Below are 26805 nucleotides of genomic sequence, written 5' to 3'. Positions count from 1 at the left end.
GCTACTTCGACCTGGTCTCCACCGCCGTCAACCCCGCCTCCTCCACCACCGCCCTGGCCGGCTCCACGGAGGAGGAGCAGTTCCACTAGGCCGTCCTCGGGCCCGTCGCCGGGCCCGTCCGGTCCACCCCGGCCCCGCGGGGGTCGTACGACCGTCCCCGTCCGACCCCCGATCGCCGTCCCGCCCGCAGGAGAAGCGATGTCCACCAGTGCTCTGACCCACCACGTCCGTGTTCTCGCGCCCCTGGGCGACCGGCACGACGAGATCCTCACACCCGCCGCCCTGGACTTCCTCGGCCGGCTGACCGCGGCGTTCCACGGTCGCCGCCGGGACCTGATGAAGGAGCGCCGCCGGCAGCTCCTCCGCCTGGCCGGCGGCTCCCCCCTCGACTTCCCGATGGTCACCTCCGCGGTCCGCGCCGACCCCTCCTGGCGCGTCGCTCCGCCCGCACCGGGCCTGACCGACCGGCGCGTGGAGATCACCGGCCCGCCGGAGCGCCGGATGGCCATCAACGCGCTGAACTCCGGCGCCAAGGTGTGGATGGCCGACTTCGAGGACGCCACCGCGCCCACCTGGAACAACGTGATCGGCGGCCAGCTCAGCCTGCTCGACGCCATCGAGCGGCGCATCGACTTCACCACCGAGGACGGCAAGGAGTACCGCCTCGGCGAACAGCTCGCCACCATCGTCGTAAGGCCGCGCGGCTGGCACCTCGACGAGGAGCACCTGGAGTTCGACGACGCCCCCGTGCCCGCCGCGCTCGTCGACTTCGGCCTGTACTTCTTCCACTGCGCGCAGCGGCAGATCGACGCCGGGTACGGCCCGTACTTCTACCTGCCCAAGCTGGAGAACCGCTACGAGGCCCGGCTCTGGAACGACGTCTTCCTCCTCGCTCAGGAACTGCTCGGCATCCCGCGGGGAACGATCCGGGCCACTGTCCTCATCGAGACGATCACCGCCGCGTTCGAGATGGAGGAGATCCTCTACGAGCTGCGCGAGCACAGCTCCGGCCTCAACGCGGGCCGCTGGGACTACCTGTTCAGCCTGATCAAGACGTTCGGCCACCGCACCGACTTCCTGCTGCCGGACCGCGCGAAGGTCACGATGACCGCCCCCTTCATGCGGGCCTACACCGAACTCCTCGTGCGCACCTGCCACCGGCGCGGCGCGCACGCCATCGGCGGCATGGCCGCACAGGTGCCGGGCAAGGACCCGGCCGCGCACGAAGCGGCCCTCGCCACGGTGCGGCTGGACAAGGAGCGGGAGGCCGAGGACGGCTTCGACGGCTCCTGGGTCGCCCACCCCGGACTCGTGCCCGTCTGCCGCGAGGTGTTCGACGGCGTCCTCGGCGACCGGCCCCACCAGATCGACCGGACCCGGGACGACGTGGAGGTCACCGCCGCCGACCTGCTGTCGGTGCGCCGGATCAGCGGACCGCCCACCGCTCAGGGCGTGCGCACCAACATCGCCATCGCCCTGCGCTACTTCGCCGCCTGGCTGGGCGGCCAGGGCGCCGTCGCCCTGTACGGGCTCATGGAGGACGCGGCCACGGCCGAGATCGCCCGCGTGCAGATCTGGCAGTGGCTGCGGCACCGGGTGATCGACCGGGAGACGGTGCTGCAGCTGCTCGACGACGAAGCGGCCGCGCTCGGGGCGGAGTATCCGTGGGCGCCGGTCGACGAGGTGCGGGCACTCTTCGAACGGACAGCCATGGCAGGCGAGTTGCCGCTCTTCTTCACACCCGACGCCTACGCCACGCACCTGGTGCGGCACGCGGAGACCCGGTCATGAGCGGCGGGATCCGGCGCGTCGGGGTGGTCGGCGGCGGCCGGATGGGCTCCGGTATCGCCGAGGTGTGCGCGCGGGCGGGGCTGGACACGGTGGTCTGCGAGGCGGACGCCACGTCCGCCCGCGCCGCACGGGATCGGGTCGCCTCGTCCCTGGAGCGCGCGGTCGAGCGGGGCAAGCTGGAGCCGGCCGCCGCGCAGGACGCCCTCGCCCGTCTCGTCTTCACCGGCGATCTGGGAGACATGGCCGACCGGCAGCTCGTCGTCGAGGCCGTCATCGAGAACGCGGAGGCCAAGACCGAGGTGTTCGCCGCCCTGGACAAGATCGTCGAGGACCCGGCGGCCGTGCTGGCGACCAACACGTCCTCCCTCCCCGTCATGCGCCTCGGTATGGCGACCAGCCGCGCCGACCGGGTCGTGGGACTGCACTTCTTCAACCCGGTGCCCGTACTGCCGCTGGTCGAGGTCGTGACCTCGCTGCACACCGCGCCGCAGACCGCGACCGCCGTCGAGTCCTTCGCCACGGAAACCCTCGGCAAGACGGTCATCCGCTCCCGGGACCGGGCGGGCTTCGTCGTCAACGCCCTCCTCATCCCCTACGTGCTGGCGGCCGTCCGCATGGCGGAGTCCGGCTTCGCCAGCGCCGCCGACATCGACACCGGCATGGAACTGGGCTGCGCGCACCCCATGGGGCCGCTCAGGCTCGCGGACCTGATCGGACTCGACGTCGTCGCCTCGATCGCCCAGTCGCTCTACGACGAGTTCAGGGAACCCCTCTACGCCCCTCCCCCGCTGCTCCGGCGGATGGTCGAGGCGGGGCTGCTCGGCCGCAGCACCGGGCGGGGGTTCCACGTGTACGGCCAGGCCTGAGGGGACTGGCGCGCCCGGGCTGAGGGGCCCGGGCGGCAGCGGCCGGCCGAGGGATCCGGCCGTTGCTCACAGGGGAGGGGCGGGAAGCGCAAGTGCGGCGCCTCCCGCCCCCGGCCCGTTGTCCGCACGCCGGCGACGACCCCGCCGGGTACTGGCTGCGCCTCCCGCCCCCGGCCCGTTGTCCGCACGCCGGCGACGACCCCGCCGGGTACCTGGCCTGGGCCAGGGAGGCCTTCCGGCTGACCACCAGCGGCGTACGGCCGGACACCTGGCGGGAACCGTCCGCCCGGACGGAGCCGCGGCGGGCTTGGGGGTGAACTGCCGCTCGGCCAACTCCCCGAAGAGCAGCCCGGATCCGCCCCACAGGACGGCCTGGATGGCGAGGGCCGGCAGACGGAACCGCCACAGCACGGCAGTCGGAACCGCCACAGCACGGCGGCCGGGCCCGTTCAGCCGGCCGCCTCCGGGGCGGAGCCGGGCCCGGCGAGCCCCAGCTCGCGGTCGCCGAGGGGGGCGAAGAAGCGCTCCACGTCGGCTTCGGTGACCTCGGCGAGGGTCGCCGGCGACCAGCGCGGGGTGCGGTCCTTGTCGATGATCTGGGCGCGGACGCCCTCCACCAGGTCGGGCATGCCCAGGGCCGCGCAGGAGACGCGGTACTCCTGGTCGAGCACGCGCTCCAGCGAGCCGAGCCGCCGGGCCCGGCGCAGCGCGGCCAGGGTGACCTTCAGGGCGGTCGGGGACCTGGTGAGCAGGGTCTCCGCCGTCTCCTTCGCGGCCGGGTCGCCGTGGGCGAACAGCCGCCGCACGATCTCCTCCACCGTGCCGGCGGCGTAGCAGGCGTCGGTCCACTCGCGCCGGGCGGCCGGCTCTCCCGGGGGCGCCGGCCGCGCATGCCGGGCGAGCACCTGCCGTACGGGCAGGTCGGCGAGGCCGGCGACCAGTTGCGGGAGCGCGGCGGACGGCACGTAGTGGTCGGCGAGCCCGCACAGCAGCGCGTCGGCGGCGCCGATCTGCGCGCCGGTCAGCGCGAGGTGGGTGCCCAGTTCGCCCGGGGCGAGGCCGAGCAGATAGGTGCCGCCCACGTCCGGTACGAAGCCGATGCCGGTCTCGGGCATGGCGATCCGCGAGCGTTCGGTGACGATCCGGACGCTGCCGTGTGCGGAGATGCCGACGCCGCCGCCCATGACGATGCCGTCCATGACGGCGACGTAGGGCTTGGGGTAGCGGGCGATGCGGGCGTTGAGGTGGTACTCGTCGCGCCAGAAGGCGGCGGAGGCGGTGCCGTCGCCGTCCCGGGCGTCGTCGTGGACGGCACGGATGTCGCCGCCCGCGCACAGGCCGCGCTCGCCCGCCCCGGTGATGACGACGGTCTCCACGGCCGGGTCGTGCTCCCAGGCGGTCAGGGCCTCGTCGATGCGGCGCACCATCGCGTGGGACAGCGCGTTGAGGGCCTCGGGCCGGTTGAGAGTGATGTGGGCGGCCCGCCCCGCGGTGTGCAGGAGGACGGGCTCTTCGGTACCGGTCATCTGTGTGCCTCCGTCAGGCTGCGGGCCACGATGCCACGCATGATCTCGTCGGTCCCTTCCAGGATCCGGTGGCCTGCGCCGCGCCCCGTGTTCCGTGCTGCCGCCCGCGCGCCCTGCCGAGGTCGCAGGTCACGGACGGTCTTCTCGGTTCCGTACACGCGAGGCGGACGTGGCCGCCGTGCCCCTGGAGCATACGGACCACCACCGAGTACCCGTGCGCGCCGGCGAACCTCTTCACCGGCGCGCACGGGTACGGGGCTCAGCGGGGGCCGGACCCGCCGCGGTCCCGGGAAGCCCGGACGAGCCGCGGCGGTGTGAAGGCGTAGAGGCCGAGGATCTCCGGCAGGGGGGCGACACCGGGGCCGCCCGCGCGCACCCAGTGCGTGATGTCCCCGGTCGCGTCGGGGTCGTTGACCAGCCCCAGCCAGACCGGCCGTCCCCCCGCGGCCCGGCCGGCGGCGGAGGGCTGCACGACGATGACGTTGGCCTGCTCGCACACGTCGAGGCAGGCGGAGATGCGCACGGGCACCTCCGCACGCAGCCGTGCGGTCTGCTCCGCGTGATCGACTCCGGTCACCTTGGGAGTGCCGCAGCAGCAGTCGCGGCACACGACGACGCGGCACGGCGCCGGGCCGGCCCCCCGCGGGCTCCCCTCGTCACCGCACGTCTCCACGGCCGGCCTCTCGGGCATGCCGCACCACCCCTCCTCCGGGGAGATCCGCCCCGGTGTCCGTCGAGGTGGCGACCGCGTGAGTCTCCTGGCTCTCGGGTCGTCGCTCGTCCCGGCCTTCCCGCCCTTCGCGGACAGTGGCCCGTCGGAACTCGCTCACCGATCACAGTGGCGGGACCGCGCCGGATTCACACCGGCTTCCTCGGACCGCCGTCGCCTTGTCACCGGCCATCATCCCATCGCCGGGAGGTGCCGCACCCGCCGAGGCGGAACGGGCCGCTCCGCCGAACGGATCGAGCGAGTGGGACCGGCTCCCCTCAGGGTTCTCCGAGGGCGTGCGGCTGCCGCTCACCTATGTCACGCGCGGCAGCAGCTACGTGCTGACCGTGCAGGACCCCGACACCGGTCTCACCCGGCACTTCGAACCCGCCGCCTCGGCGGACGAGGTGTGGCGGCTGGTCTGCGTCGAGGACCAGCAGAACTCTGACGCCCTGTGGGCCAACGACCCCACCGAGGTCTCACCGGGCCGCGGCCGCCTCACCATCGCTGTGTGCCCGCGCGACCCGCACCATCCGCTGGACCTCGTCAGCCAGTGACGCACCCGGGGTGCGGCCCGGCCGGGTCGCCCGGCGGGTCACCGGGGCGTACGCCGCCGGCGGCGATGTCACCGGCCCGGCGGTGCAGGCCCACCACGCTCACCGGTGCCCTCGGGGAGTGAGGGCCGGCGGGGCGTGGCCGAGGGCGAACGGCGGGAGGGGATCCCCCGTGCGGACGCCCGTCGCTGGTTTGACCGCCGGTCCGGCCAGGAACCCATGGCGCATGATTCGGACTCTGGTCGACGAGACCCTGCCGGAGCTGGCACCGTTCCTCCACGCGGTGCAGGCACGGCGGCCCGACGACGGCACATGGTGCGAGGCGTGGACGGTGCGGGACATCCTGGCCCACCAGACGGGCAATGCCGAGGAACTGGCCCGGGTGCTCCGGGCGTTCCACGCGGGAACGCCCGTGGAGACCAGGGGCTTCGGGCGTGAGGAGCCCTACCGCCGGATGTCCGACTCCGAGCTGTGGGCGGCGTTCATGGGCCGCTGTGAGCGGCTCGCCGAGGTCGCCGCGGCCGCCGCGCGGGACCTGTCCCCGGACACCGAGGTGACGTGGACCGGCCGGACCGTGAAGGTCCCCTTCTTCGCGGAGCACATGCGTGAGGAGCTGATCCTGCACCGCTGGGACCTGACCGGCGACGACCGCACGGCGGTGCGGGCGCTCAGCGAACCGTGGATGACGGAGCACAGCGTGGTGTCGGTCGGCCGGCCGCTGCTGGCCCGCGGCCGGGCCGGCCTGGATCTGGGCCCCGGCGAACGGGTCGAGGGCCGCCTGCGTACGCCGGGTGCGGACGACATCGTGGTGAGCGCCGACGGCGGGGGCGGCAGCATCCGGCTGGCCGCCCCCGAGGGCCCCGCCACGATCGAGAGCGACGCGGCCGTACGCGTCCTGCTGCTGTGGGGACGCCGCCCCGCCGACCCGTCCCGCTGGCACAGCTCCGCCGGCCCGGAGGCCCTGCGCAGGGTACGGGCCCTCCTGGGCGGCTACTGAGGGCCGGTGCGTCCGCTCAGCACGCCCGGATCGGTCCGGCAGGCGCCGGGGGCCGGTACGGGCTGCGGGACGGCAGCCTTGCGGGCATGCAGCACGCTGCCGTCCAGGGGCAGCGGCGAGCGGCCCACGAGCGCGAGCCCCGCGTCGTCGAGCAGGTGCGCGTAGTGGTCGGCGCGTCGTTCCCGCCCGCCGACGTTGCACATCATGTGGAGGTTCCACGCGGTGGCCAGTGAGGCCGAGCCGTCGGCGGGCAGTACCCGCTCGACGATGAGCAGATCGGCGTGGGCGGGCATCGCCCGGGAGCAGTGCCGCAGGATCTCGCGGCAACGCTCGTCGTCCCAGTCGTGCAGGACGCGGGAGAGGATGTAGACGTCCGCGCCGGGCGGTACGTCGGAGAAGTCGCCCGTCCGGTAGGTGCACCGCTCGCCGCAGCCGGCAGCGTCGAGAGCGCGGCGGGCGGCCTCGATGACGTGCGGGCGTTCGAGCAGGATGCCGTGCAGGCGCGGGTGCGCGGCGAGGACGCGGCCGAGCAGTTCCCCGGTTCCGCCCGCGACGTCGACGACGGTCCTGGGGGCGGGTGCCCCGCCTGCGGCCGTGAACGCCGGGTGTGCGGGGATCGGTTCGAACATGCGTGTGCTGGCGGCCATGGACTGGTCGAACATTTCGGCGAGTTCGGGGTCGCGGGCGAAGTAGTCGAAGTGGTTCTCGCCGAAGAGGTGCTCGAAGGCGACCTCCCCGGTGCGCACCGTGTGCCCGAGGCCGGCGAAGGACTGGTAGAACGGACCGCCGTACATCAGCGCCAGGGGCCGCATCGAGCCCGGCACGTCCGCGCGCAGCAGCGCGCCGAGTTCGGTGAGCCGGAAGCCGTCCCGGTCCTCTGCCACCACGTCCAGCATCGCGAGGTGGCGCAGGAGCGTCGTCAGGTTCTCCGGTCCGGCGTCCACCGCCCGCGCCAGGGACCCGGCACCGGTCCCGGTGTCCGTGTCCATGACGTCGGGCACCCGCAGCTGTGCGAACGCCGCCAGGGCCTGGGTCGTCCACGCCCCGGTCAGCAGGCGCAGCAGCACCTCGGCGGGCTGCCGTGCGCGGTGCTCGTCCAGGTGCACGGCGAGCACGTCGCGGTGATCGCCGTGGACGTACAGCTCCACGCGCCGGTACCCGGCCTTCGACGCGGCGGGCGCGGTGAAGTAGAACACCGTTCCGTCCTCGTGCGGGTTGTAGCCCCCGCCGTCGGGGAGCGCGCCGTGTCGCGCGAAGACCGCACACAGACCGCGCAGAACCAGCGGATCGGGGTGTTCGACGTCGAAGGCGAGGTGTGCCTCGTGCTGCCGGGCGCGCTCCTGCTCGGCGATCGGGGCCAGGTCCGAGCCCTGCGGCACGGTCAGCGCGAACACCTCGACCGTGCGGTGCGCCCCGTCCAGACCCGCCACCGCAGGGCGCAGAATCCTTACCTCCAGTTCCGTCGCGGCGCGCCGGTGCCGCAGGGCCAGCCGCTCCCGGACGACGACGCTCGGCTGTGACGGCACGTCCGGGTCCAGCCCGCATGCGGCCAGTGCGGCGTGCAGCGCCTGCGCGTCGGGCGGGAAGACGAGCAGCGCGGCATGTGCGAAGCGGCAGTGGTCCACCACCGTTCGCAGCTCCGGGCCGTCCAGACCGGGCAGCAGGAGGGAGAGCAGCGTGGCGGTGTCCTGCTCCCTGACGAAGTCGGCCGTGGCGCGCAGACGGGCCGCGTCGCCCGGCATCGTCGTCATCATGGCGAAGGGATCCTCATTTCGGTGCTCGGGTGAAGCGGTTCTCATACACCGACGTAGTTCTCGGCGAACCAGTCCTGCCGGCTGCGCGAGGTGCGCAGGGACTCCATGCGCGAACGCCGCAGGGAGTTGTGGAACAGCGACTCGCCGTCCGAACCGGACGGGCCGTGCAGCAGCCGGATCATCCACTGCGAGAAGTCCTGCGCGCGCCAGATGTGTGCCAGGCACCGTGCCGAGTAGCGGTCGAGCCCCTCGGGGTCGCCGTGCGCCAGGTCGTCGGCGAGGGCACGGGCGAGGATCTCCGCCTCCAGCACCGCGAGATTCGCGCCCTTGGCGGCGGACGGGCTGATCAGACTCGCGGCGTCACCCGCGAGGAAGAGCGATCCGTGGCGCAGTGGTTCGAGCACGTCGGACTCCAGGCCGACGACGCTGCGCTGGACGATCCGGCCGCGGCGCAGCGCGCCGTAGTCCGCGGCGCGCATCCGCAGCTCCAGTTCGTCCCAGATCCGGTCCTCGGGCCAGACGCCGGCCCCGCTGTCGCGCTCGCACTGCAGGTAGTAGCGGGTGACCTCGCTGGTGCGCGCCATGTGCCCGGCGAAGCCCCGGCTGTGCACCGCGTACCCCACGGCGTCGAGACTCGGCGGCGCCTGCACGAGCAGGCCGAGCCAGGAGACTCCGTGGTCGCGGTGGTGGCGGCGGACCGCGCCGGGCGGGAGCGAGCGCCGGGCCGCGCCGTGCCGGCCGTCGCAGCCGGCGACGTATCTGGCCCGCCACCTGCCGGGGCGTCCGTCCGCCTCGCGCACGGTGACCGAAGGCTGAGCGCTGTGCGCCCCGAGCACGGCCACCGCCTCGGTCTCGAACCGGATGCGTCCGCCGGCCTCCAGGAACCGCGTCAGCAGATCGGTGACCAGCTCCTGCTGCGGGTAGACGGTGTGCTGCTCGCCTCGGCCGAGGCCGCTGTAGTCCAGGCAGAACCGGCCGTCCTCGGTGCGGAACTCGCAGGTGCCGTGCGTCCGGCCGCGCCGGTGCAGGCCCTCGGCGAGGCCGTGCCGGTCCAGGATCCGTACGGTGTTCGCGGCGAGGAAACCGGCCCGTGCCCGCGTCTGGACGTGCGCACGGCCGGCACGTTCCAGAATGACGCAGTCGATCCCGCTCCGGTGGAGGAGGTTGCCGAGCACCAGCCCGGCCGGCCCGGCGCCGAGGATCACCACGTCAGCCGCGTCCTCGGCTGCTCGAAAACTCTGACCTACCGTCACAGAAGCGGATCTTAATCACAGAAAAATGACGGGATAGTTGGAGATCACTCGAATGAGCGCGATATAGGCAAATTCACTGATCGAACACAGGAAGCCACCCCAAGTCCCTTGACCTGCGGCCGGGTTCGGCCACACGGGTCCGCCGGACGTCTCGGCGCCGATGTGCGCGACGGAGGAACCATGTGCGTCGCGGCAAGTGTCGCGGCGGACCGCCCGTCCTGTGGTCCGGTATCGGATGCGGGATGCGGTCGCCGCAGGCCGTGCGATCGCACGAGGGGTTCGCATCCCGGAGGCCGGGGCAGGAGGGGCCCTGACCCCGTTCTTCCGGGGAACGGTCGCCGAGCAGTTCCCCGTACGCCGCTTCCACCGACCGGCCGTTCGCGACACAGGTCTCCTCGAAGGAGCGCTGGAGCAGGGCTCCGGGCCAGTAACGCGCGGATCACCGGCGAGGGACGGCCGTTATTCCAGCCACGTCCCGTCGCGCATGATGACTCTCCCGCGCAGTTCCGGCTCGCCGCGCCAAGCGCGTACGGTCCTCGGGATCACGCGTATGTACAGAAAGGACCCCTCTTCCGCGCGTGGATCCCACCCGAACTTGCCGGCGAACGCCTGCGCCGCGTCTCCGGGCACCTCCTGGTCCGGGAAGCACTCCGCCTCACCCTGGAGGAGCACCACGTCGAAGGTGTCCGGTAGCGCCAGGCGCACGCGCGGCTCTTCACGGACGTTCCGCGCCGTCACTGAGGTGGCGCCGGTGCACATCCACACTGCTCGCCCGTCCCACAAGAACCACAGCGGGACCTGGTGCGGCCCGTGATCAGGGTGAGCCGTCGACACCCATACATCCCGCTCGGCAACGAGCCGCTCCAGAGCGTCGCGCCTGCGCTCCGCCGTCCGACGACGGACGATTTCCGTGATCTCCATGAGGACCGACCCTAGCCAGCGGGCACGAAGCGCGCCTGAGGCGCAGGACGTACTCCCAGCGACCGATGAACCCCTCAGCTTTTGGCTCGTGGCGGCCAACTCCGGTACTCGGGGTGGCCGTCGGAAGCGCTCAGTCACACCTACGGCGCCCAGCCTGGCTCCCCCTACGGCGTCCACCCGGCCGACCGCGACCCGGGAGCCGTGGCCGGCCGGCACCCGGCCCGGGCCCCAGTCGCCGAGGACACCCCGGGCGCGGACATCCGCAACCGCTGGGCCCGGCGCTCCGCCCCCGCCGGAGCCGGCGCCACGGCCCCGCCCGGCCCGCCGGCCGCGCCGGTGACGATCGCCGCCCAGCCCCGGAGCGCGCCGCCGTCGCTCTGTTCCCTTCGCAGCGTGGCGGCCCCGCTCCCGACAGCGGCCCCGCTCCGCAGCGTGGCGGCCCCGCTTCCGACGGCGGTCATGCCAGTTCCAGCACGAGCTTTCCGACGTTCTCGCCACGGAAGAGCATCTGCAAGGTCTCGGGGAAGTCGTCCACGGTGCCCCTCACCACATGTTCCTTGACCTTGATGCGGCCGGCGCCGATCCAGGCGGAGATCTCCTGCGCTGCCTCCGCGTAGCGCTTGGCGTAGTCGAAGACGACGAAGCCCTCCATCCGGGCACGGCGCACCAGCAGCGAGAGGTAGTTCGAGGGGCCCTCGACCGGCGTGGCGTTGTTGTACTGACTGATCGCACCGCAGACCACGACGCGCGCGTGCATCGCCAGCCGGGTCAGCGCGGCGTCGAGGACGGTCCCTCCGACGTTGTCGAAGTACACGTCTATGCCGTCGGGGGCGTGCTCACGCAGCGCCTTCCTGACGTCGTCGGCCCGGTAGTCGATCGCCGCGTCGAAGCCGAGTTCGCCGGTGAGCAACGCACACTTCTCCGGCCCTCCGGCGATGCCCACGACGCGGCAGCCCTTGGCCTTCGCGATCTGGCCCGCGATGGTGCCGACCGCGCCGGCGGCCCCGGACACCACGACGGTCTCGCCCTCCTTCAGCGCACCGACGTCCAGCAGGCCGAAGTAGGCGGTCATGCCGGGCATGCCCAGCGCTCCGAGATACGTCGAGGGCGGGGCGAGCGAGGTGTCGATCTTCATCGCGCCCCGGCCGTCGGAGACCACGTACTCCTGGACGCCGAACGTGCCGACCACGTGATCACCCGGTTGGAAGCCGGGGTGGTCGGATGCGGTGACCTCGATGACCGAGCCGGCCCGCATCACCTCCCCGATACCGACCGGCGGCAGGTAGGAGGGGCGGTCGTCCAGCCAGCCCCGCATGGCCGGATCCAGGGAGATGACGCGCGTCCGGCCCGTGAACCGGCCCGGGCCCGGTTCCCCGAGGGGTTCGCAACGGAGCTCCCAGTCTTCGGGTTTCACTGTGCCCACGGGGCGGGCTGCCAGACGGATCTGGCGGTTGGTCGCGGACATCGCGCCTCCTGTCGTTCGCGGCTCCCGCGACCATACCGACCAGTAGGTAGGCGTGGGCGTGATATTCCCCACAAGTCATCCGGGCGTCCGGAGGCCTACGGTCCGGGGGGCCGTCGCTCGTCGAGTGATCGCTGTCGACCGGATGCCGCATCGAACTCGAAACGTGACGCTCGACAGCCTTATCACGCATTCCAACCAGTCGGTATCGTGCGCCGCCCCACCCGCGCTTCACCACCCGCCCCCACGCATCCGAGCCGCCCGGAAGGCCATGCGATGACACACCCCGAAGACACCCCGTACCCGCACCCTCCACCAGCACGGCCGGGATGGCCGCAGCCGCAGGCCGGGCCCCATGCCCACGCCGCTCGGCGCGAGTCGTACGGGCGGGATCCCTGGCAGGAGTCGTACGGACACGGCATCCCGCAGGACAACTCGTATGGATTCGACGCCTTTTCGTACGACCCGTACGGGCAGGCACCCCGGCACGAACCGTACGCGCCCGAGGCCGATCGGCGCGGTGGCGACCTCACCGCCCTGCGCTCGGCCTACCGCGTGCTCCGCCGGGTCTCCACGCTCACCGCGCTCGGCTCCTTCGTGGTGTACGTCATGCTGTCCTGCTACGCGCCGGGCCTGATGGGATCCAGGATCGCCGGTGAACTGAGCCTGGGCATGGTCCTGGGGATCCTCCAGCTCGTCGTGACCTTCGCGGCGGTCCTCTGGTACGGACGCAGCGCTCAACGCTCCGTGGACCCGCTGGCGCGGGCCGTGCGGGAGCAGGCGGGCCGGCGGCCGGGCCGGGAAGCCGGGGTGGCGGGATGAACGACTTCGGCTCAGGGACACAGGCCGTCGTCCTGGTCCTGTTCACCACCCTGGTGACCCTCACCCTGCTGATGTGCGTGATGGCGGGGCCGGCCCGCGACGACCTGACGAACTTCTACACCGGCTACCTCTCGCTCACCCCGCTCAAGAACGGCCTGGCGATCGCGGGCGACTACATCTCGGCGGCCACGGTGCTGAGCACCACCGGCATCATCGCGCTCGCCGGGTACGACGGTTACGTCCTGGCGGTCAGCACCGCACTGTCCCTGGTGCTGCTGATGTTCCTGCTGGCCGAACCGCTGCGCAACGCCGGCAGCTTCACCATGGGCGACGTCCTGGCCCGCAACATGCCGGGGCGGGCGGTCCGTATCGCCTCCTGCGCGGTGACGCTCAGTGCGACCCTCCCCTTCCTGGTCGTGCAGCTCTCCGGAGCCGGGTCGCTGCTCACCTTCATCCTGGGCATCCCGCACATGCCCGGCGCGAGGACGACGTGCATCGTCCTCGTCGGCAGCCTGATGATCATTTACGCGGCGCTCGGCGGCATGCGGGGAACCGCGCTCATTCAGATGATCAAGATCGTGATCCTGCTCGGCACCAGCGTCACCGTCGCCGCCCTGGTCCTGAACCGCTTCGACTGGAGCCCGGACGAGGTGCTCCAGGCCGCCCGGCGCGGCAGCGGAGCGGGCCCCGCCTTCCTCCAGCAGGGCCTTCAGTTGGGCACCTCGGCCCTCGACCGGCTGGACTTCGCCAGTCTCCAGATCACCGTGATCCTCGGCGCCGCCTGCCTCCCCCACATCACGATGCGTCTGTACTCCGCGCGGGACGCGCCGGCCGTGCGTCGCTCCATGTCGTGGGCGGTCGGTACGGTCACCACGTTCTGCCTGCTGGTGATCATCATGGGCACGGGCGCGGCCGCGCTGGTGGGATCGCAGTACATCACCGCGGCCGACCCGCACGGAAGGACCTCGGTGCTCATGCTGTCCCGGGCGCTCGGCGGCGGCGCCGGCTCCGTGGGCACGACGGTCCTCTACGCGGCCATGGCAGGCACGGTGTTCATCACTCTGCTGTCCTCGGTCGCGGGAATGACCCTGGCCGCCGCCTCGTCGCTCGCCCACGACCTGTTCGCCCACGCCGTGCGGCGGGGACGGGCGGCGCCACGTACGGAGATGACGGTGGCGGCCTGGACGAGCGTGGCGGTGGGGATAGTCGCCATCACGCTCTCCACCCTGGTCCAGAACTGGGACGTCGCCGTACTGACCACGCTGGCAATCTGCATCGGGGCGTCCGCCGTGGCCCCCGCGTTGACCTACTCCCTGTTCTGGCGGGGCTTCACGCGCACCGGCCTGCTCGCGAGCCTCTACGGGGGTACGGCCTGTGCGCTGGTGCTGATGGTCTTCTCCAAGGCCGTCTCGGGCACGCCGGCCGCGGTCTTCCCGAACGCGGACTTCCACTGGTTCCCCATGCAGTCCACCGGACTGGTCTCCGTCCCGTTCGGCTACCTGGCGGGCTGGCTCGGCAGCCGTCTGGACCACCGGCGGCACGCCGCCGACAGCCGCGAGAGCCGGCGGCTGTACGAGGAGAGCGAGGCGAGGCTGCTCGCCGCAGCCGAATGAGCCGCGGCGACGGCCGGCCTCGCAGCCGGATGTGATCCGGAGGTGGGGGCGTCGGTGCAGCGCACCGGCGCCCTGTGAGGTGCCTCACCCGCCACCACCGGCCCGGCGCACAAACCGCCTTGCCGGCGCCCTTTCCGCCCGTCCGGCGCCGCTTGTTGGCCGGATCCGTCAGTAATCTGTCATTGCAGCCAGTGCGGCATCCGATACAGGCTGTGACCGTGTTGGAGCGACGTGTTGTTGTGGTGGTGTACGCGGGCGCGATGGCCCTGGACATCACAGGACCGATTGAAGTGTTCGATACGGCGAACCGGCTCCTGGGCCCCTCGGGCATCCCCTACCGGACCGGTTTCGTCTCCGCCGACGCACCACTGGTGCGCATGAGTTCGGGAATGGTGGTGGAGGCCTCGCCCCTGGAGGCGGGGCGGGGCCCGATCGACACGCTCCTGGTACCGGGCGGATGGAGTCTCGACAGCGCACTGCGGGACCAGGCGCTCGTGTCCTGGATCGGCCGGGCCGCGGCCCGGTCGCGCAGAGTCGCCTCCGTATGCGGTGGATCCTTTCTGCTGGCCGAGGCGGGCCTCCTCGACGGCAGACGTGCCACCACCCACTGGGCGTACAGCGAGGCGATGGCCTCCCGGTATCCGGACGTCACCGTGGACGCCGAGCCGATCTTCGTCTGGGACGGCCCGTTCGTGACCTCCGCGGGCGTGTCGACGGGCATCGACATGGCGCTGGCCCTGGTCGAGGCCGATCACGGAGCGGCACTCGCGCTGGAGACGGCACGGTTCCTGGTGCTGTTCCTCAAGCGGCACGGAGGGCAGTCCCAGTACAGCGCCGTCCTCGACGCCCAGCTGGCCGACCATCCGCCGATCCGGGCAGCACAGGAGTGGATCCTGGACAACCTGGACAACCCGCTGCCCGTGGCCGAGATCGCCCGGCAGGCCAACATGAGTCAGCGCAACTTCGCCCGGGTCTTCCGGCGCGAAGTGGGCACGACACCCGGCCAGTACGTCGAGCGGACGCGTATCGCCCGCGCACGTGAACTGCTGGAAACCACGGACCTGGCGATCAGCCAGATCGCCGGCCGCTGCGGATTCGCCGCCCCCGAGACGTTCTTCCGCTCCTTCGGACGAACCCTGGGACTCACCCCCAAGGAATACCGGCACCGCTTTCAGGTCATCTCGCCATCCGGCCTCATCGACCGGCACCACGAGCGGGAGGGGAGCCCCGCATGACCATCACGACCTCGGAATGGCACGAGGCGGAAACGGTACGCCTGGTCGACCATCTGGCCGGGGAACTCGCCAGGGCCGGCGTCACCCATGTGTTCGGCGTCGGCGGCGCGAACATCGAGGACCTCTATGACGCGGTGCACCGCGGCGGCGCCGTCCGCGGCGTCGTCGCCAAACACGAGTTCTCCGCCGTCACCATGGCCGACGGATACGCTCGAACCACCGGGCGGCTGGGCGTCGTTGCCGCCACCTCGGGCGGCGGGGCGATGAACCTCGTACCGGGTCTGGCGGAGGCGTACGCCTCCCGGGTGCCCGTGCTCGCCCTGGTGGGCCAGCCACCGACCGGCCAGGAAGGGCACGGGGCGTTCCAGGACTCCAGCGGCAAGGCGGGCTCCTTCGACGCACGGGAGGTCTTCGCGCCCGTCTCCCGGTTCTGCGCCCGGGTCGACGACGCGGACTCGCTCACGGAGTTGCTGCCCCGGGCGGTCGCGGCGGCACAGGCCGATCCGCGCGGGCCGGCCGTGCTGCTGCTGCCCAAGGACGTCCAGCAGGCCCGGATCCAGGTGCCCGCCCGCGGTGCGACCCCGGCGCCGGGCGGCCCCGCGACGGCCTCCGGGGCGCGGCTCGACACGGCCGCCGTCAGCGCCGTGTCGGACGCCCTTCGCGGGGCCGGTCGCGTCCTCGTCATCGCCGGTGACGAGGTCGCCGCCGCCGGCGCACGGGAGGATCTCGCCGAACTGGCCCGGTGCCTCGGGGCATGGGTGGCGGTCACCCCCGACGCCAAGGACGTCTTCGACAACCGTGATCCCCGGTTCGCGGGGGTGGCCGGGGTGATGGGCCACGCCAACGTCGAGGACTGTCTGCGACGGGCCGACCTGTGCCTGCTGGTCGGTACACGGCTGCCGCTCCTGGCGCGCGGCGGCCTCGACCGGGCGCTGGCCGACACCGACGTCGTCTGCCTCGGCCCCGAACCGCCGTTCGTGGCAGGCACCGCACTGGGCGGGAACCTGCGGGACGCGCTGCGCGCGGTGACCGCCCGCCTGCCCTCGCACCCACGTCCCTGCCCGCCGCACGCCGGTCCCCTTCCCACCTCCATACCGGGCCCGCCCCTTGCGACCCCGGAGCGGACCGTCCCCCATGCCCAGGCGGTCGCCGCCGTGGAGGCGGCACTCCCCCAGGACGCACACGTCTTCGTGGACGCCGGCAACACGGGGGCCAGCGCGGTCCATCTCCTCCCGGCACCGCGCCACGGCCGCTTCGTGGTGGCCCTCGGCATGGGCGGCATGGGCTACACCTTCGGTGCCGGCATCGGCGCCGCGCTCGCCACCGGCCGACGCACCTACGTCCTCGCCGGCGACGGGGCCTTCTTCATGCACGGGATGGAAGTGCACACCGCCGTCGAGTACGCCGCACCCGTGACGTTCGTGATCTTCAACAACAACGCCCACGCCATGTGCGCGCTGCGGGAGGAGTTCCTCCAGGGCGGCGTCCGCGACGACGACGTGTTCACGCGGAGCGACCTCGCCGCGGGAGTGGCCGCCGCCTTCCCGTCCCTGGGAGCCACGGGAGCCACCGACGCGGTGCAACTGCGCACGGCACTGCTGCGCGGCAATGCGGGCGCCGGCCCGGCGTTCGTCGCGGTCGCCTGCGACCCACGGGAGATCCCCCCGTTCCTTCCCTTCCAGTCCTTCACCGAAGCCGCCGAGAGCAAGGAGGGTTCAGATGAGCGAGGAGTCGTCCACGTTGGCTGACATCCCCGGTCTGGTCCGGATCGAGAACGCCGGCAAGGAGGAACTGACCGCCCACTGCATGGAGCTCACCCACGCCGTCTACCCCCACCATCAGGTCTACGGGCAGTACTGCACCATTCACGAGTACGTCGACTGCCCCCCGGAGCAGGCCTACGACTACCTGCGCCAGGGGCACCATCTGGAGGAGTGGACCTGCAGCCTGCGCGACTTCGCGCCCACCGGCACGCCGGGGCTGTGGGCCGGTCACGACCGCCTCGAGGACGACACCAGGATCTACTGCAAGGTGCTCGCGAACCCCGAGGCCATGACGGTGGATTACCACTGTTCCTGGGACCAGGGCGAGAAGCTGTGGATGATCTACCTGATGCGTGTCGTCCCGGCGCGGCTCGTGCTCGACAAGCCGGGTTCGCTGATCACCTGGACCAACTGCCGCCACCCCTACTACGACGACAACCCGCACCCCGAGAAGGCGCCCCGCCCGGACCGGCCCTGGGTGGGCGACTACTGGGACCTCTTCTACGCGGGGCACACGGTGGAGATGCACAACCTCAAGGCCATCCTGGAACACCGCCACCGCAACGGCCTGCCCGTCAGCGCGGCCCCGGCGAGGGCGGCGGCGCGGTGACCACGGTCAGCCTCACCGATGTCGCGAGCTACCTGCCGGGCGAGCCGGTCCCCGCGGAGTTCTACACGGACTTCCCCGGAGCCGAGGACAGGCTCCGCAACCACCCCATGTTCAAAGTCCCGCCGTCACGGCACCACGTGGCCAGGGACGAGACCAACGCGGACATGGTCGAACGCGCCGTACAGCCCCTGATCGAACGGCACGGCAGGGCAGAGATCCGAGACGTCGACGTACTGCTGGTGCACAGCCAGTTGCCGGACCTGCCGTTCGTGGGCGCCGGGACCGAGGTGGCGCGCCGGCTGGGGCTGAACCCCGAGTGGCTCGTCGACGTGGCCAACGCGGGCTGCGCGTCCTTCGTCCACATGGTGAAGCTGGCCCGGCAGATCCTCACCTCCACCGATGCGAAGACCGCGCTGATATGCAATGCGCAGAGCGCCGCCGGGCAATGGTTCACCCAGTCCGAGGTGCGCAGACTCGCCCAGGCGGCGATCCCGGGCGACGGATGCGGTGTGGGGTATGTGACGACGTCGGCCGAGTCGCCGGTCCTCGACGTGGAGACCCGGCACATCGGCGCGTACGCCGGGGACATGACCGTGGCGGTCGACGACGGCCGCAAGTACTGGGAGCCGGGAGAGTCCCAGCTGCGGATCGGGTTCACCGACGCGAGCGTCGCCAAGGTCCTGGCACGCGGGAACCGCCTCGTCCCCGAGGTGGTCACGGACCTGTGCCGGCGGCTCGGCGTGGCGAGCACCGACATCGACGTCCTCATCACCAACCAGCCCAACCGCACCTTCCTGCGGAACTGGCGGGAGGCGCTGCAACTGCCGGCCGAACGGCACCTGCACACCTTCGACGAATACGGGAACCTGTTCGGCGCGGCGATCCCGATCACCCTGGACCGCGCGATCGGCTCCCGGCAGGTGGAGGACGGCGATCTGGTGGTGCTCGGGGGATTCGCCCACGCGGGCGACTTCGCCGGGGCCGTCGCCGTCCGCTGGCACGGCGCACGGGACTGAACCACTTGCTCCGGGCCGTGGCCCGGCCCGGAGGCACGGTGGCCCACGCCCGGCGCACGTTCGACGCACACCCCGTCCCGGCCGGCCCGGCCGGTGCCCAGCGCGTGGAGACCGCCGTCGCCGAACGCGCAGGGCTCCGGCGTGCGACGAGCCGTCCGCACCGCCTCCCGTGTGACAGCGGTGTACGGAACATGTCACAGGGCTCGCACCGCCGGGTACCGCCGCTTCCGCCGGGGCCCACCGGGTGGGATGTTTACCGGCCGGAGCGGCCGTCAGCGGGCCGCGGGGAGGGATCGGGGTGGACACCTTGACGCGCCAACAACACCACACCAGCAAGGGCAGAACCGACCAAGGGGCCCGGAGCACCGGCACGACGCGGCGCCGCCTGGCGGTGGCGACCGCCGCGGCGCTCGCCATGGCCGTACCAGTGACCCTCGGCTCCGCGGCAAGCGCGGGGGCCGCGGGGGACCACCCGATCGTCTTCGCCCGCTACACCATGGCGGCGCCCGTCGAAGACCTCTACGCGATCTCCTCCGGTGGCGGCACGCCCGTCAAGCTCACCCACACCCCCGCCGTCAGCGACGTGATGCCCAGCTGGTCCCCGGACGGCAAGCGGGTGGCGTTCGTGCGCTACGGATCCGGTGGCGCCGTCGACGGCATCTGGACGATGAAGGCCACGGGCGGCGACCTGAAGGCCGTCCCCGGCACCAAGGGCGCCTCCGACCCGGCGTGGTCCCCGAACGGCAAGCGGATCGCCTACGCCAAGCCGGTCGGCACCCAGCGCGAGATCTACGTGGCCGACATCGACGGCACGCCCGCCACCCGGCTCACCCACACCGCAGCGGACGACCTCCATCCGACGTGGTCCCCGGACGGCAAGTACCTGGCGTTCAGCCGCGCGGACGCGAGCGGACACAGCAGGGTGATGCGGATCCGGCTGTCCACCCTGGCCCAGACGGCGGTCACCGCGTCCGGCTCCCACGACTGGACGCCCGACTGGTCGCACGGCAACCGGATCGCCTTCAGCCGCGTGGACTCCTCGGGCTTCGCCCGTCTCTACCTCGTGCGCCCCGACGGCACCGGACTGCACCGCATCACCGCGGCCCGGCTCAACGACAAGAACCCCTCGTGGTCCCCGGACGGCAGCCGCCTGGTCTTCACCAGGGGCGGTACCGACGACGCGGACCCCGAACACCTCTACCTGGTACGGGCCGACGGCACCGGACTCACCCAGCTCACCAAGACCGACTCCCATGACCTGGAGGCGGACTGGCGGCCGTGAGGCACCCGCCGGCGACCGGTGGCCTGCCCGGGTTCGGCGCATACGTCCTGCGGCCGGACGTGTGACCGCGCAGGTCCGCCGGCGGAACCCCTCGGCGGGCGGGCGGCCGGCCCCGCCGGCTCAGTCCTGACGACAAGGCCGGCCGGCTCGAGGGACGGCCGGCCGGCTCAAAGGGCTGACGACTCAAGGGCCGGACGGCTCAAAGGGCGCACGACTCAAGGGCCGGACGGCTCAAGGGCAGACGTAGGTGAAGCTCGCCGTCGCCTCCATCGGGGCCGACCGGTGCGCGATCCTCAGGCGGGCGGTCCCCCGGAAGCGGCCCGCACCGCGGACCGTCCAGCGCAGGTGCACCCTGACCCGGCGTTCACCGCGGTGGGCGGTGCGGACCAGCTCGCCCGAGTCCTCGCCGTCCGCGCGCAGCCACCGGTAGGTGACGGGGCCGCCGTGCCCGTCGGTGGTGACGACACCGGTCAGGTCGGCCGTCTGACCGCAGTGCAACGGCCCGGCGGGCGCCTGGACCCGGACGGCGACGACCGCGGGAGCGGGGGCCGGGCGCAGCAGCAGCCAGAGCAGGACGGCGGCGATCGCGACGACGGCGGTGGTGACGATCCAGCCCCGGCGTCCGCGGCGCGAGCGCCGGGAGGCGGGTGACACCGCCTCGGTGCGCCATCGGGCACGCAGGACGTCCTGCTCCTCCACGGGAACCCCGGGCCCGAACCGGAGCAGGATCTGGCCGGAGTCCTCCCCTGCCGCCACCGGAGGCGAGGTGACCCGGTTGCGCTTGCCGAGCACGGTCGCCCGGGTGTCCGGGGCGGTGGAACGGCGAGCTCGGCCGACCGCCGTGAGCTGGTCGGCGGCGGCCGGCGGGCGAGGTCCGGGGGCGGGCAGGGGGGCCTGCGGGTCCGGGCCCGCGGCGCCGTGGGCGTGGGCCTCCGGGGCGGGTCGGCCGGCGGCTGAAGGGGGGAACGAGCGGTCGGGTGCGGGAGCAGGGTTTTCGGGGGCGGTGGGGCAGGGGACGGGGTCGCTGGTGCTCGGCGCCGCGTGACGGTCCGCCGGTGGAGCCGGGCGATCGGGGGCCGCTTCGACGGACGGTGCCGGTGCCTTCGGCGGCGCGAACTCCGGGGTCGACGCGGCCGTCGCCGCGCGGAGTGCCGTGCGGCGCAGGAAGTCCGCCGGGAGCGCCGCGCGCCCGGCGACCAGGGCGGCCCGGGCCGCCGCCAGCCCCTCCGACTCGGCGGTGGCGGAGCAGCGGGCGAACAGGTCCGCCGCGGGGGTTCCGGGTTGTGTCCACACCGCGGCGAGGGTGCGGGCCAGGGCGGCCCAGGCGGCGGTGCCGGCCGCCTGGCGACCGGCGTGCGGCGGGTCGCCCGACACCGGTACGGCGGCCACGTCGCCCAGCACCGTGCCCAGCCCCGCCTCGGCCAGCAGGGCGACCCCGTCCGGGGCGATCACGATGCTGTCGGGACCGAACGAGCCGTGGGCCAGGCCCGCCTGGTGCAGGGCGAGGAGGGTCTGGGCGGTCTCGTTGAGGATGCCGGCCGCGCTGCCCGCGTCCGGGCGGGGGCCGTCTGCCGACGACAGGACGTCGGCCAGCGTGGGGGCCGGGGGCCGGGCCGTGAGCAGCCACACCTCACCGGCCTCGGCCACGAGGTCGACCGTGCCGAGCAGCCCGGGCAGCCTGGGCTGCGCCATGGCGAGCACCACGGCCGCCAGGCGCTCGCGCGTCCCCTCCGGCACGAGCAGGGCACGGTCGATGCGCAGCGCGCCGAGGGTGCGCTCACCGGACCGGGCGGGGAGCAGGGCGTACCAGGTGCCGAAGCGCGTGTCCCGTGACCAGCCGGACAGGGGCCGGCCGGCCACTGCGGTGGCTGTCGTCATGTCGATCCGTTCTCGTCGCGGCAAGGGGTGGCTGTCGGGTCCGCAGGGAGCGTGGTCAGCACGGCGGTGCGTCCAGGGAGGCCGTCTGGGGACCGTTCGCCGCGGCCGGGTCGCTGCTGAGCGTGACCTCCCAGGTGCCCCGGCACGGGTGGTTGGAGAAGTCGGCCTCGTAGGTCAGGTCGTACCGCGTACTCCCGGACAGGGGGCGGGACTGGGAGCCGTACGGGTCGGCGGGACTGTCGACGTAGTAGTTCGCGGTGACGGTCAGCGGACCGGTGCCCGTCGTCTGCACCGTCACCGCCGCGATGAGCGTGCCCGGTTTCTGTCCACGCTGCCAGGAGCCGATGGTGAGGGTGACCGTGCCGGGGGTGGCCGCGCTCGGGGACGCCGTGACCGGCGGCTCGGCCGGTGCGGTCGGTGCGGTCGTCTCCGTGGACGGGGTCGGCAAGGACGACGGGCCGTCCGAGGGCGTGGCGGAGGGCGGAGCGTCGGCCGTGGGCGGGGCGGCGGTCGGCGAGGTGGACGGGGAAGGCGACGTGACCGGCGGCTCGGTGTGCGGGTCGACCGGTGACGGGGTCGAACTCGCCACCGTCGTCGACGTGTCGTGCGGGCGGCCCGTCGCGTACGTCGCTCCGCCCGTCACGACCACCAGCGCGGCCACCCCACCGGTCGCCGCCTTCCATCCGCCGCGTCTCAGCCGGCCCAGCAGGGTCAGCGCACTGGCCGAGCCGTCGAGCGCGGCGGTCGTGGTGAAGGGGAACAACAGGGCCAGCAGCGCGGCGAGTTCAGCCAGTCTCCGGCGGCCGCGCTCCTCCCAGCCGGCGCCGTAGCCTTCGGTGGCGGACCGTTCCAGATCGGCGAGGAACGCCTCGATGCCGGGCCGGTCCGCCGGGTCCTTCGCCAGGCCCGCGCGCAGCAGCCCGCGCACCGGCGCGGGTACGTCGTCCAGCGGGGCCGGTGCGCGCAGGTGCTGCAGGCGCAGCGCGGTCACGTCGTCGCCGGGGAACGGCCGCCGACCGGTCAGGCACTCGAAGAACACCACGGACGCCGCGTAGACGTCGGCCGCCGGGCCGGCGGGCTCGTCGTTCCACTGCTCGGGCGCCATGTAGGCGGGCGTGCCCGCGGCCTCGGTCTGCCGGCCGCTGCGCACCGCGATGCCGAAGTCGGCGAGCGCGCTGGTGCCGTCGGCGCGGACCAGGACGTTCTCCGGCTTGTAGTCGCGGTGCACCACCCCGGCCGTGTGGGCCGCGCCCAGCCCGAGCAGGGAGCCCTTGAGCAGGACGAGGGCGGCCTCGGGGCCGGTCGCCCCGTGCCGGTGCAGCAGCCGGCGCAGGCTGACGCCGTCCACCGCCTCCATCACGATCGCGGCACCGGCGCGTGCCTCGACGTACTCGTAGAGCCGCACCACGCACGGGTGCCGCAGCTCGCCGAGCAGCCGGGCCTCGGCGCGGAAGCGGGCCAGGAACTCATGGTCCGCGCCCAGGCGTTCGCTCAGGTACTTGATGGCGACGGGCGCGCCGGTCGCGGTGTGCCGGGCGAGGACGACCCGGCCGCCGGCTCCCTCGCCGAGCGTCCGGACGGCCGCGTAGCCGGGTACGGCCCAGCCGCCGTCGGTGTGCGCGTCCTGGGTCATGCCGCCCCCTCCACCGGCGCGGAGAGCCCGACGCCCTGGGGTACGTCCTTCGTGTCCCGTCGGCGCCGTGCCCGGCGCAGCAGCCCGCGCACGGGCGCACCCCACACCGGGAACGCGACCAGCGCGACCACGGCCGCCTCGATCACCGTGGTCCACGGCTCGGCGATCCGGCCGTCGAGCAGGTCGCCGATGCGGGAGCGCCAGGCCAGCAGGGCGAGGGCGAGGAAGCCGTAGGTGCCCAGGACGACCGCGAGGCCGTAGGCGGCCAGGCCGGCCTGACGCGGGCCGGGCCGGCTGCCCGCGCGCAGGTCTCGCCACAGGCCCGTACGGAAGTAGGCGCTCGCCTCCTCGCGCAGCCGGGGCACGCGCAGGGCGTCGGTCAGCGCCTGGTAACCGTCCAGCGGCATCAGCGGGTTGAAGTTGTAGAGGGTGTTCAGGTAGAGGCCGAAGGCCAGGTGGTAGAGGACGGCCGAGGCGGGTCCGGCGGGCAGCACGGCCGCGCCCGTGGCACACCAGCCGGCCAGCGCCGCCGTGGACAGCGGCCCGGACAGCGCCACCACGACCCGTGACCAGCGGGAGCCGAACCACATGTCGCTGGTGTCCACGAACGCGAACGGCATGCCCATCATCAGCAGGAACCCGCCGCGCCTGACCTTACGGCCGTACGACTTCACGGCCAGCGCGTGCGTCAGCTCGTGGACGAGCAGCGCGGTCACGTATCCGGCGGCCAGGAGGACCGGGCCCCACACGCCCGCTCCGCCGAAGTCCAGCAGACGGTGCCGGCCCTGGGCGGCGAAGAACGCGACGAGGCCGCCGGCGACCGACAGCCAGGCGAGCAGCACCCCGGTCCGGGTGAACAGCCGCCAGCCGAAGGCCCCGTAGAGCCGGGTCACCAGCCGGTCGAGGCCGGGAACGGACACCTCCAGTTTCAGCAGCGCCCTGTGCAGCGCCTGCGCCGCCCGGCGCCAGCCCTTCGGCCGCTCCTCCTCCGGCCGGCCGGGCAGGCCGCGCAGCAGCCCGGCGTCGGCGAATGCGGCCAGCGTGGACTCGATGCGGGGCAGGGCGAGCTCGCCGTAGCGGTCGGCGTAGGCGAACAGCAGGTCCCGTACGGTGTTGTCGCCGTCGACGGCGTGCCAGAGGAAGACCTGGCGCTCGTCCAGTTCCAGATAGCGGCCGGTGCGGGAGCTGCTGAGCACCCAGCAGGGAGCGCCGCGTTCGGTGGGGACCTGCTTGAGGGCCCAGCCGGAGCGCCGTCGGGGGCGTGCGGTGAGCGGACCGTTCGCTTCCGGGGCCTCTTCCTGTACGGCGGTGGGCAGATGGGTCAGCTGGGTGCCGACGACCATCGTGCGGGAACCGATCCGGGCGTCGCGGGGCTGCTCGAACACCAGGCGTACGTCACCGACGGACAGCTCGGTGCCGTCGGCGAGGCCGGCCGCGCCGCCGTGCAGGTCGACACCGCCGACCGCGATGCCGTTGAAGGAGTCCAGGTCCTCGATCCGGAAACCCTCTGCGGTGCGGACGATGCGGGCGTGGCGGCGCGAGACGCTGCCGTCGGACAGGACGACGTCGTTGTCCTCGCCCCGGCCCAGCGTGGTGACCGGTCCGGTCAGCGCGACCAGCAGCGCGGGGTCGTCGAGGCCGCGCAGCCGGGGCGCGGCGTACGACGTCGGCGCGGCACCCCGGCGCGGGGTGCCGCAGTGCAGGCAGTAAGGGAAGTCGCGGCGCACGTGGACGCGGCAGACATGGCAGAGCATGGGGTGGCTCAGCCTCCGCCGGAACCACTGAGGAACGTACCGCCGTTGAAGCCGCCGTCCGCCTCGGGCGCGGAGGGCGACAAGTGCGTCGCGATGTCACCGGCGCCGGCGGCACCGGGGAGGCTCATACCGCCGCGTACGGTCTCGGAGCCACCGCCGATGGTGGCGCGGCCGCGACCGCCGTTCTCGCCGCCGCCCGGTTCGCCGCCGCCGGAGGGACGGTTGCCGTTCTCGCCGCCGCCGGAAGGACGGTTGCCGTTCTCCTCGCTCCCTCCACCGCCGGAGGGACGATTGCCGTTCTCCTCGCTGCCACCGCCGGAGGGACGATTGCCGTTCTCCTCGCTCCCTCCGCCGCCTTCACCTCCACCGCCTTCGCCTCCACCGCCTTCGCCTCCGCCGCCTTCACCTCCGCCGTGACCGCCGGAGCCACCCTCGTGACCGTGGCCGCCGCCGTCCTCACCGCCACCGCCACCGCCACCGCCTTCACCGCCGCCACCGTGACCGCCGCCTTCACCGCCGTAGCCGCCACCATGACCGCTGCCCTCTTCACCACCACCGCCGGAACCACCGTGGCCGGAGCCTTCTTCACCGCCACCGCCGGAACCACCATGACCGCTGCCCTCTTCACCACCACCGCCGGAGCCACCGTGGCCGGAGCCCTCTTCACCGCCACCGCCGGAACCACCGTCTCCGGCTCCGCCGCCGCCCTCACCGCCACTCTCGCCGCCACCACCGCCGCCGTCGCCATCACGGTCGTAGATACCTCCATGACCGAAGTGACCGGCGTCCCCGGCGCCTTCCCCGCCCACACCGCCGAAGCCGCCGTCCCCACCGGCACCGCCGAAGCCGCCGTCCCCACCGGCACCGCCGAAGCCGCCATGCCCACCGAGGTCGCCGAACCCGCCGGAACCGACACCGCCGTCACCGACACCGCCGGCACCCAGACCACCGTCACCGAAGCCACCGCCGGCGCCGAAGCCACCGCCGGCATCTCCGAACCCGCCATCGGCACCGCCGCCGAAAGTACCGAAGCCCCCTTCGGTACCGCCGCCGAGCTGCCCATCGAGATCCGCGCCCGGGCCCTCATGGCCGTGCTCGCCGAACCCGCCGAAGTCACCGAAGCCGCCGAACTCGCCGGGTCCGCCCGCCGCTTCGCCCGGGAACCGGTCCAGCAGGGGGCCGCCGAGCAGGCTGTGGGAACCGATCGGGGCCGCGTCGAGGCCGCCGACACCCTCGGGGCCCTCGGGGCCCTCGGCGGGACCGGACAGGTCGGAGGAGTGGTCGGGTGAGGCCGAGCCACCGGCGTCGTGGTCGCCCGAGACCTGGTCCGCCGGGACGGCGTGGGTCGTGGCAACGTCGTGGGACG

General features: G+C 73.2%; 21 protein-coding genes, 1 pseudogene and 1 riboswitch. Of the genes and pseudogenes, 12 read left to right on the top strand and 10 right to left on the bottom strand.

What is annotated here, in order from left to right; translation table 11 throughout:
* Nucleotides 1-198 precede the first annotated feature (198 nt).
* Complete coding sequence (gene aceB / locus ACZ7P3_RS40525; protein WP_472089627.1) at nt 199-1791, top strand: malate synthase A; 1593 nt, start codon at nt 199-201, stop codon at nt 1789-1791.
* Nucleotides 1788-2657, top strand: a complete 870-nt coding sequence (locus tag ACZ7P3_RS40520; RefSeq protein ID WP_472089625.1) for a 3-hydroxybutyryl-CoA dehydrogenase — start codon at nt 1788-1790, stop codon at nt 2655-2657. The genes aceB and ACZ7P3_RS40520 overlap by 4 nt, the downstream gene beginning before the upstream one ends.
* Nucleotides 2658-3106: 449 nt before the next feature.
* Here the strand turns inward: ACZ7P3_RS40520 and ACZ7P3_RS40515 are convergent, their stop codons facing one another.
* The 3 genes and pseudogenes from ACZ7P3_RS40515 to ACZ7P3_RS40505 all read right to left on the bottom strand — a co-directional run bounded on the left by ACZ7P3_RS40515 (nt 3107) and on the right by ACZ7P3_RS40505 (nt 4874).
* Nucleotides 3107-4183, bottom strand: coding sequence for an enoyl-CoA hydratase/isomerase family protein (locus ACZ7P3_RS40515; RefSeq protein ID WP_472089623.1), 1077 nt, complete (start codon nt 4181-4183; stop codon nt 3107-3109).
* Nucleotides 4180-4442 (bottom strand): annotated as a pseudogene (locus ACZ7P3_RS40510) (hypothetical protein); the annotation flags it as partial. The pseudogene ACZ7P3_RS40510 and the gene ACZ7P3_RS40515, both read right to left, overlap by 4 nt.
* Nucleotides 4443-4874 carry a (2Fe-2S) ferredoxin domain-containing protein gene (locus ACZ7P3_RS40505; protein ID WP_472089621.1) on the bottom strand — a complete coding sequence of 144 codons (432 nt, stop codon included), beginning with the start codon at nt 4872-4874 and terminating at the stop codon, nt 4443-4445. It lies immediately after the preceding pseudogene.
* Between the two features lie 60 nt (nt 4875-4934).
* Nucleotides 4935-5057: riboswitch (cobalamin riboswitch) on the bottom strand.
* Nucleotides 5058-5188: 131 nt separating this feature from the next.
* On the opposite strand from ACZ7P3_RS40505, the gene ACZ7P3_RS40500 reads away from it, so the two are divergent.
* On the top strand, nt 5189-5449 hold the full coding sequence (locus tag ACZ7P3_RS40500) for a hypothetical protein (protein WP_472089619.1): 261 nt from the start codon (nt 5189-5191) through the stop codon (nt 5447-5449).
* A 223-nt stretch (nt 5450-5672) separates the two neighbouring features.
* Complete coding sequence (locus ACZ7P3_RS40495) at nt 5673-6443, top strand: maleylpyruvate isomerase N-terminal domain-containing protein (RefSeq protein ID WP_472089618.1); 771 nt, start codon at nt 5673-5675, stop codon at nt 6441-6443.
* Here the strand turns inward: ACZ7P3_RS40495 and ACZ7P3_RS40490 are convergent.
* From ACZ7P3_RS40490 to ACZ7P3_RS40475, 4 genes are all read right to left on the bottom strand, one after another.
* Nucleotides 6437-8197 carry a methyltransferase gene (locus ACZ7P3_RS40490; protein WP_472089616.1) on the bottom strand — a complete coding sequence of 587 codons (1761 nt, stop codon included), beginning with the start codon at nt 8195-8197 and terminating at the stop codon, nt 6437-6439. The genes ACZ7P3_RS40495 and ACZ7P3_RS40490 overlap by 7 nt on opposite strands.
* Before the next feature lie 41 nt (nt 8198-8238).
* Nucleotides 8239-9405 carry a 4-hydroxybenzoate 3-monooxygenase gene (locus tag ACZ7P3_RS40485; protein ID WP_472089629.1) on the bottom strand — a complete coding sequence of 389 codons (1167 nt, stop codon included), beginning with the start codon at nt 9403-9405 and terminating at the stop codon, nt 8239-8241.
* Between the two features lie 504 nt (nt 9406-9909).
* Nucleotides 9910-10371, bottom strand: coding sequence for a pyridoxamine 5'-phosphate oxidase family protein (locus ACZ7P3_RS40480; RefSeq protein WP_472089615.1), 462 nt, complete (start codon nt 10369-10371; stop codon nt 9910-9912).
* Between the two features lie 457 nt (nt 10372-10828).
* Nucleotides 10829-11836: an NADP-dependent oxidoreductase gene (locus tag ACZ7P3_RS40475; RefSeq protein ID WP_472089614.1), complete on the bottom strand. Its 1008-nt coding sequence runs from the start codon at nt 11834-11836 to the stop codon at nt 10829-10831.
* A 273-nt stretch (nt 11837-12109) separates the two neighbouring features.
* Between ACZ7P3_RS40475 and ACZ7P3_RS40470 the strand changes: the two genes are divergently transcribed.
* From ACZ7P3_RS40470 to ACZ7P3_RS40440, 7 genes are all read left to right on the top strand, one after another.
* A complete protein-coding gene (locus ACZ7P3_RS40470) occupies nt 12110-12655 on the top strand; it encodes a DUF485 domain-containing protein (RefSeq protein ID WP_472089612.1) in 546 nt (181 codons plus the stop codon).
* Complete coding sequence (locus ACZ7P3_RS40465; RefSeq protein WP_472089611.1) at nt 12652-14268, top strand: sodium/solute symporter; 1617 nt, start codon at nt 12652-12654, stop codon at nt 14266-14268. The genes ACZ7P3_RS40470 and ACZ7P3_RS40465 overlap by 4 nt, the downstream gene beginning before the upstream one ends.
* 218 nt (nt 14269-14486) lie before the next feature.
* Nucleotides 14487-15503 (top strand): GlxA family transcriptional regulator, encoded by a 1017-nt coding sequence (locus ACZ7P3_RS40460; protein WP_472089610.1) that lies wholly within the window; start codon nt 14487-14489, stop codon nt 15501-15503.
* Complete coding sequence (locus tag ACZ7P3_RS40455; RefSeq protein WP_472089608.1) at nt 15500-17251, top strand: thiamine pyrophosphate-binding protein; 1752 nt, start codon at nt 15500-15502, stop codon at nt 17249-17251. The genes ACZ7P3_RS40460 and ACZ7P3_RS40455 overlap by 4 nt, the downstream gene beginning before the upstream one ends.
* A complete protein-coding gene (locus ACZ7P3_RS40450; RefSeq protein ID WP_472089606.1) occupies nt 17223-17876 on the top strand; it encodes an SRPBCC family protein in 654 nt (217 codons plus the stop codon). The genes ACZ7P3_RS40455 and ACZ7P3_RS40450 overlap by 29 nt, the downstream gene beginning before the upstream one ends.
* Entirely contained in the window at nt 17873-18892 is a 1020-nt protein-coding gene (locus ACZ7P3_RS40445) for a 3-oxoacyl-ACP synthase III family protein (RefSeq protein WP_472089604.1), read from the top strand. The genes ACZ7P3_RS40450 and ACZ7P3_RS40445 overlap by 4 nt, the downstream gene beginning before the upstream one ends.
* Nucleotides 18893-19190: 298 nt before the next feature.
* Complete coding sequence (locus tag ACZ7P3_RS40440; RefSeq protein ID WP_472089602.1) at nt 19191-20174, top strand: hypothetical protein; 984 nt, start codon at nt 19191-19193, stop codon at nt 20172-20174.
* 231 nt (nt 20175-20405) lie between these two features.
* Here ACZ7P3_RS40440 and ACZ7P3_RS40435 read toward each other — a convergent pair whose 3' ends face one another.
* The 3 genes from ACZ7P3_RS40435 to ACZ7P3_RS40425 are packed head-to-tail and all read right to left on the bottom strand — an operon-like array spanning nt 20406 to nt 25439.
* Complete coding sequence (locus ACZ7P3_RS40435) at nt 20406-22052, bottom strand: hypothetical protein (protein WP_472089600.1); 1647 nt, start codon at nt 22050-22052, stop codon at nt 20406-20408.
* A 55-nt stretch (nt 22053-22107) separates the two neighbouring features.
* Nucleotides 22108-23685: a serine/threonine-protein kinase gene (locus ACZ7P3_RS40430; RefSeq protein WP_472089598.1), complete on the bottom strand. Its 1578-nt coding sequence runs from the start codon at nt 23683-23685 to the stop codon at nt 22108-22110.
* Nucleotides 23682-25439, bottom strand: a complete 1758-nt coding sequence (locus ACZ7P3_RS40425; RefSeq protein ID WP_472089596.1) for an FHA domain-containing protein — start codon at nt 25437-25439, stop codon at nt 23682-23684. Before ACZ7P3_RS40425 ends, ACZ7P3_RS40430 begins: the two co-directional genes overlap by 4 nt.
* Before the next feature lie 83 nt (nt 25440-25522).
* Here ACZ7P3_RS40425 and ACZ7P3_RS40420 point away from each other — a divergent pair, with 83 nt between their 5' ends.
* The gene (locus ACZ7P3_RS40420; RefSeq protein WP_472089594.1) at nt 25523-26728 is read left to right on the top strand and encodes a hypothetical protein; all 1206 of its coding nucleotides are present in this window, start codon (nt 25523-25525) and stop codon (nt 26726-26728) included.
* Nucleotides 26729-26805: the final 77 nt, after the last annotated feature.

This window comes from Streptomyces sp. NPDC107581, from assembly GCF_055657175.1.
This window is presented reverse-complemented; position numbering and strand designations above follow the sequence as displayed.

Bases quoted from the DNA above. Each gene is read 5' to 3' on its own strand.
- aceB (WP_472089627.1), top strand. From the start codon at position 199: ATGTCCACCAGTGCTCTGACCCACCACGTCCGTGTTCTCGCGCCCCTG.
- ACZ7P3_RS40520 (WP_472089625.1), top strand. From the start codon at position 1,788: ATGAGCGGCGGGATCCGGCGCGTCGGGGTGGTCGGCGGCGGCCGGATG.
- ACZ7P3_RS40515 (WP_472089623.1), bottom strand. From the start codon at position 4,183: ATGACCGGTACCGAAGAGCCCGTCCTCCTGCACACCGCGGGGCGGGCC.
- ACZ7P3_RS40505 (WP_472089621.1), bottom strand. From the start codon at position 4,874: ATGCCCGAGAGGCCGGCCGTGGAGACGTGCGGTGACGAGGGGAGCCCG.
- ACZ7P3_RS40495 (WP_472089618.1), top strand. From the start codon at position 5,673: ATGATTCGGACTCTGGTCGACGAGACCCTGCCGGAGCTGGCACCGTTC.
- ACZ7P3_RS40490 (WP_472089616.1), bottom strand. From the start codon at position 8,197: ATGATGACGACGATGCCGGGCGACGCGGCCCGTCTGCGCGCCACGGCC.
- ACZ7P3_RS40480 (WP_472089615.1), bottom strand. From the start codon at position 10,371: ATGGAGATCACGGAAATCGTCCGTCGTCGGACGGCGGAGCGCAGGCGC.
- ACZ7P3_RS40475 (WP_472089614.1), bottom strand. From the start codon at position 11,836: ATGTCCGCGACCAACCGCCAGATCCGTCTGGCAGCCCGCCCCGTGGGC.
- ACZ7P3_RS40470 (WP_472089612.1), top strand. From the start codon at position 12,110: ATGACACACCCCGAAGACACCCCGTACCCGCACCCTCCACCAGCACGG.
- ACZ7P3_RS40465 (WP_472089611.1), top strand. From the start codon at position 12,652: ATGAACGACTTCGGCTCAGGGACACAGGCCGTCGTCCTGGTCCTGTTC.
- ACZ7P3_RS40455 (WP_472089608.1), top strand. From the start codon at position 15,500: ATGACCATCACGACCTCGGAATGGCACGAGGCGGAAACGGTACGCCTG.
- ACZ7P3_RS40450 (WP_472089606.1), top strand. From the start codon at position 17,223: ATGAGCGAGGAGTCGTCCACGTTGGCTGACATCCCCGGTCTGGTCCGG.
- ACZ7P3_RS40435 (WP_472089600.1), bottom strand. From the start codon at position 22,052: ATGACGACAGCCACCGCAGTGGCCGGCCGGCCCCTGTCCGGCTGGTCA.
- ACZ7P3_RS40430 (WP_472089598.1), bottom strand. From the start codon at position 23,685: ATGACCCAGGACGCGCACACCGACGGCGGCTGGGCCGTACCCGGCTAC.
- ACZ7P3_RS40425 (WP_472089596.1), bottom strand. From the start codon at position 25,439: ATGCTCTGCCATGTCTGCCGCGTCCACGTGCGCCGCGACTTCCCTTAC.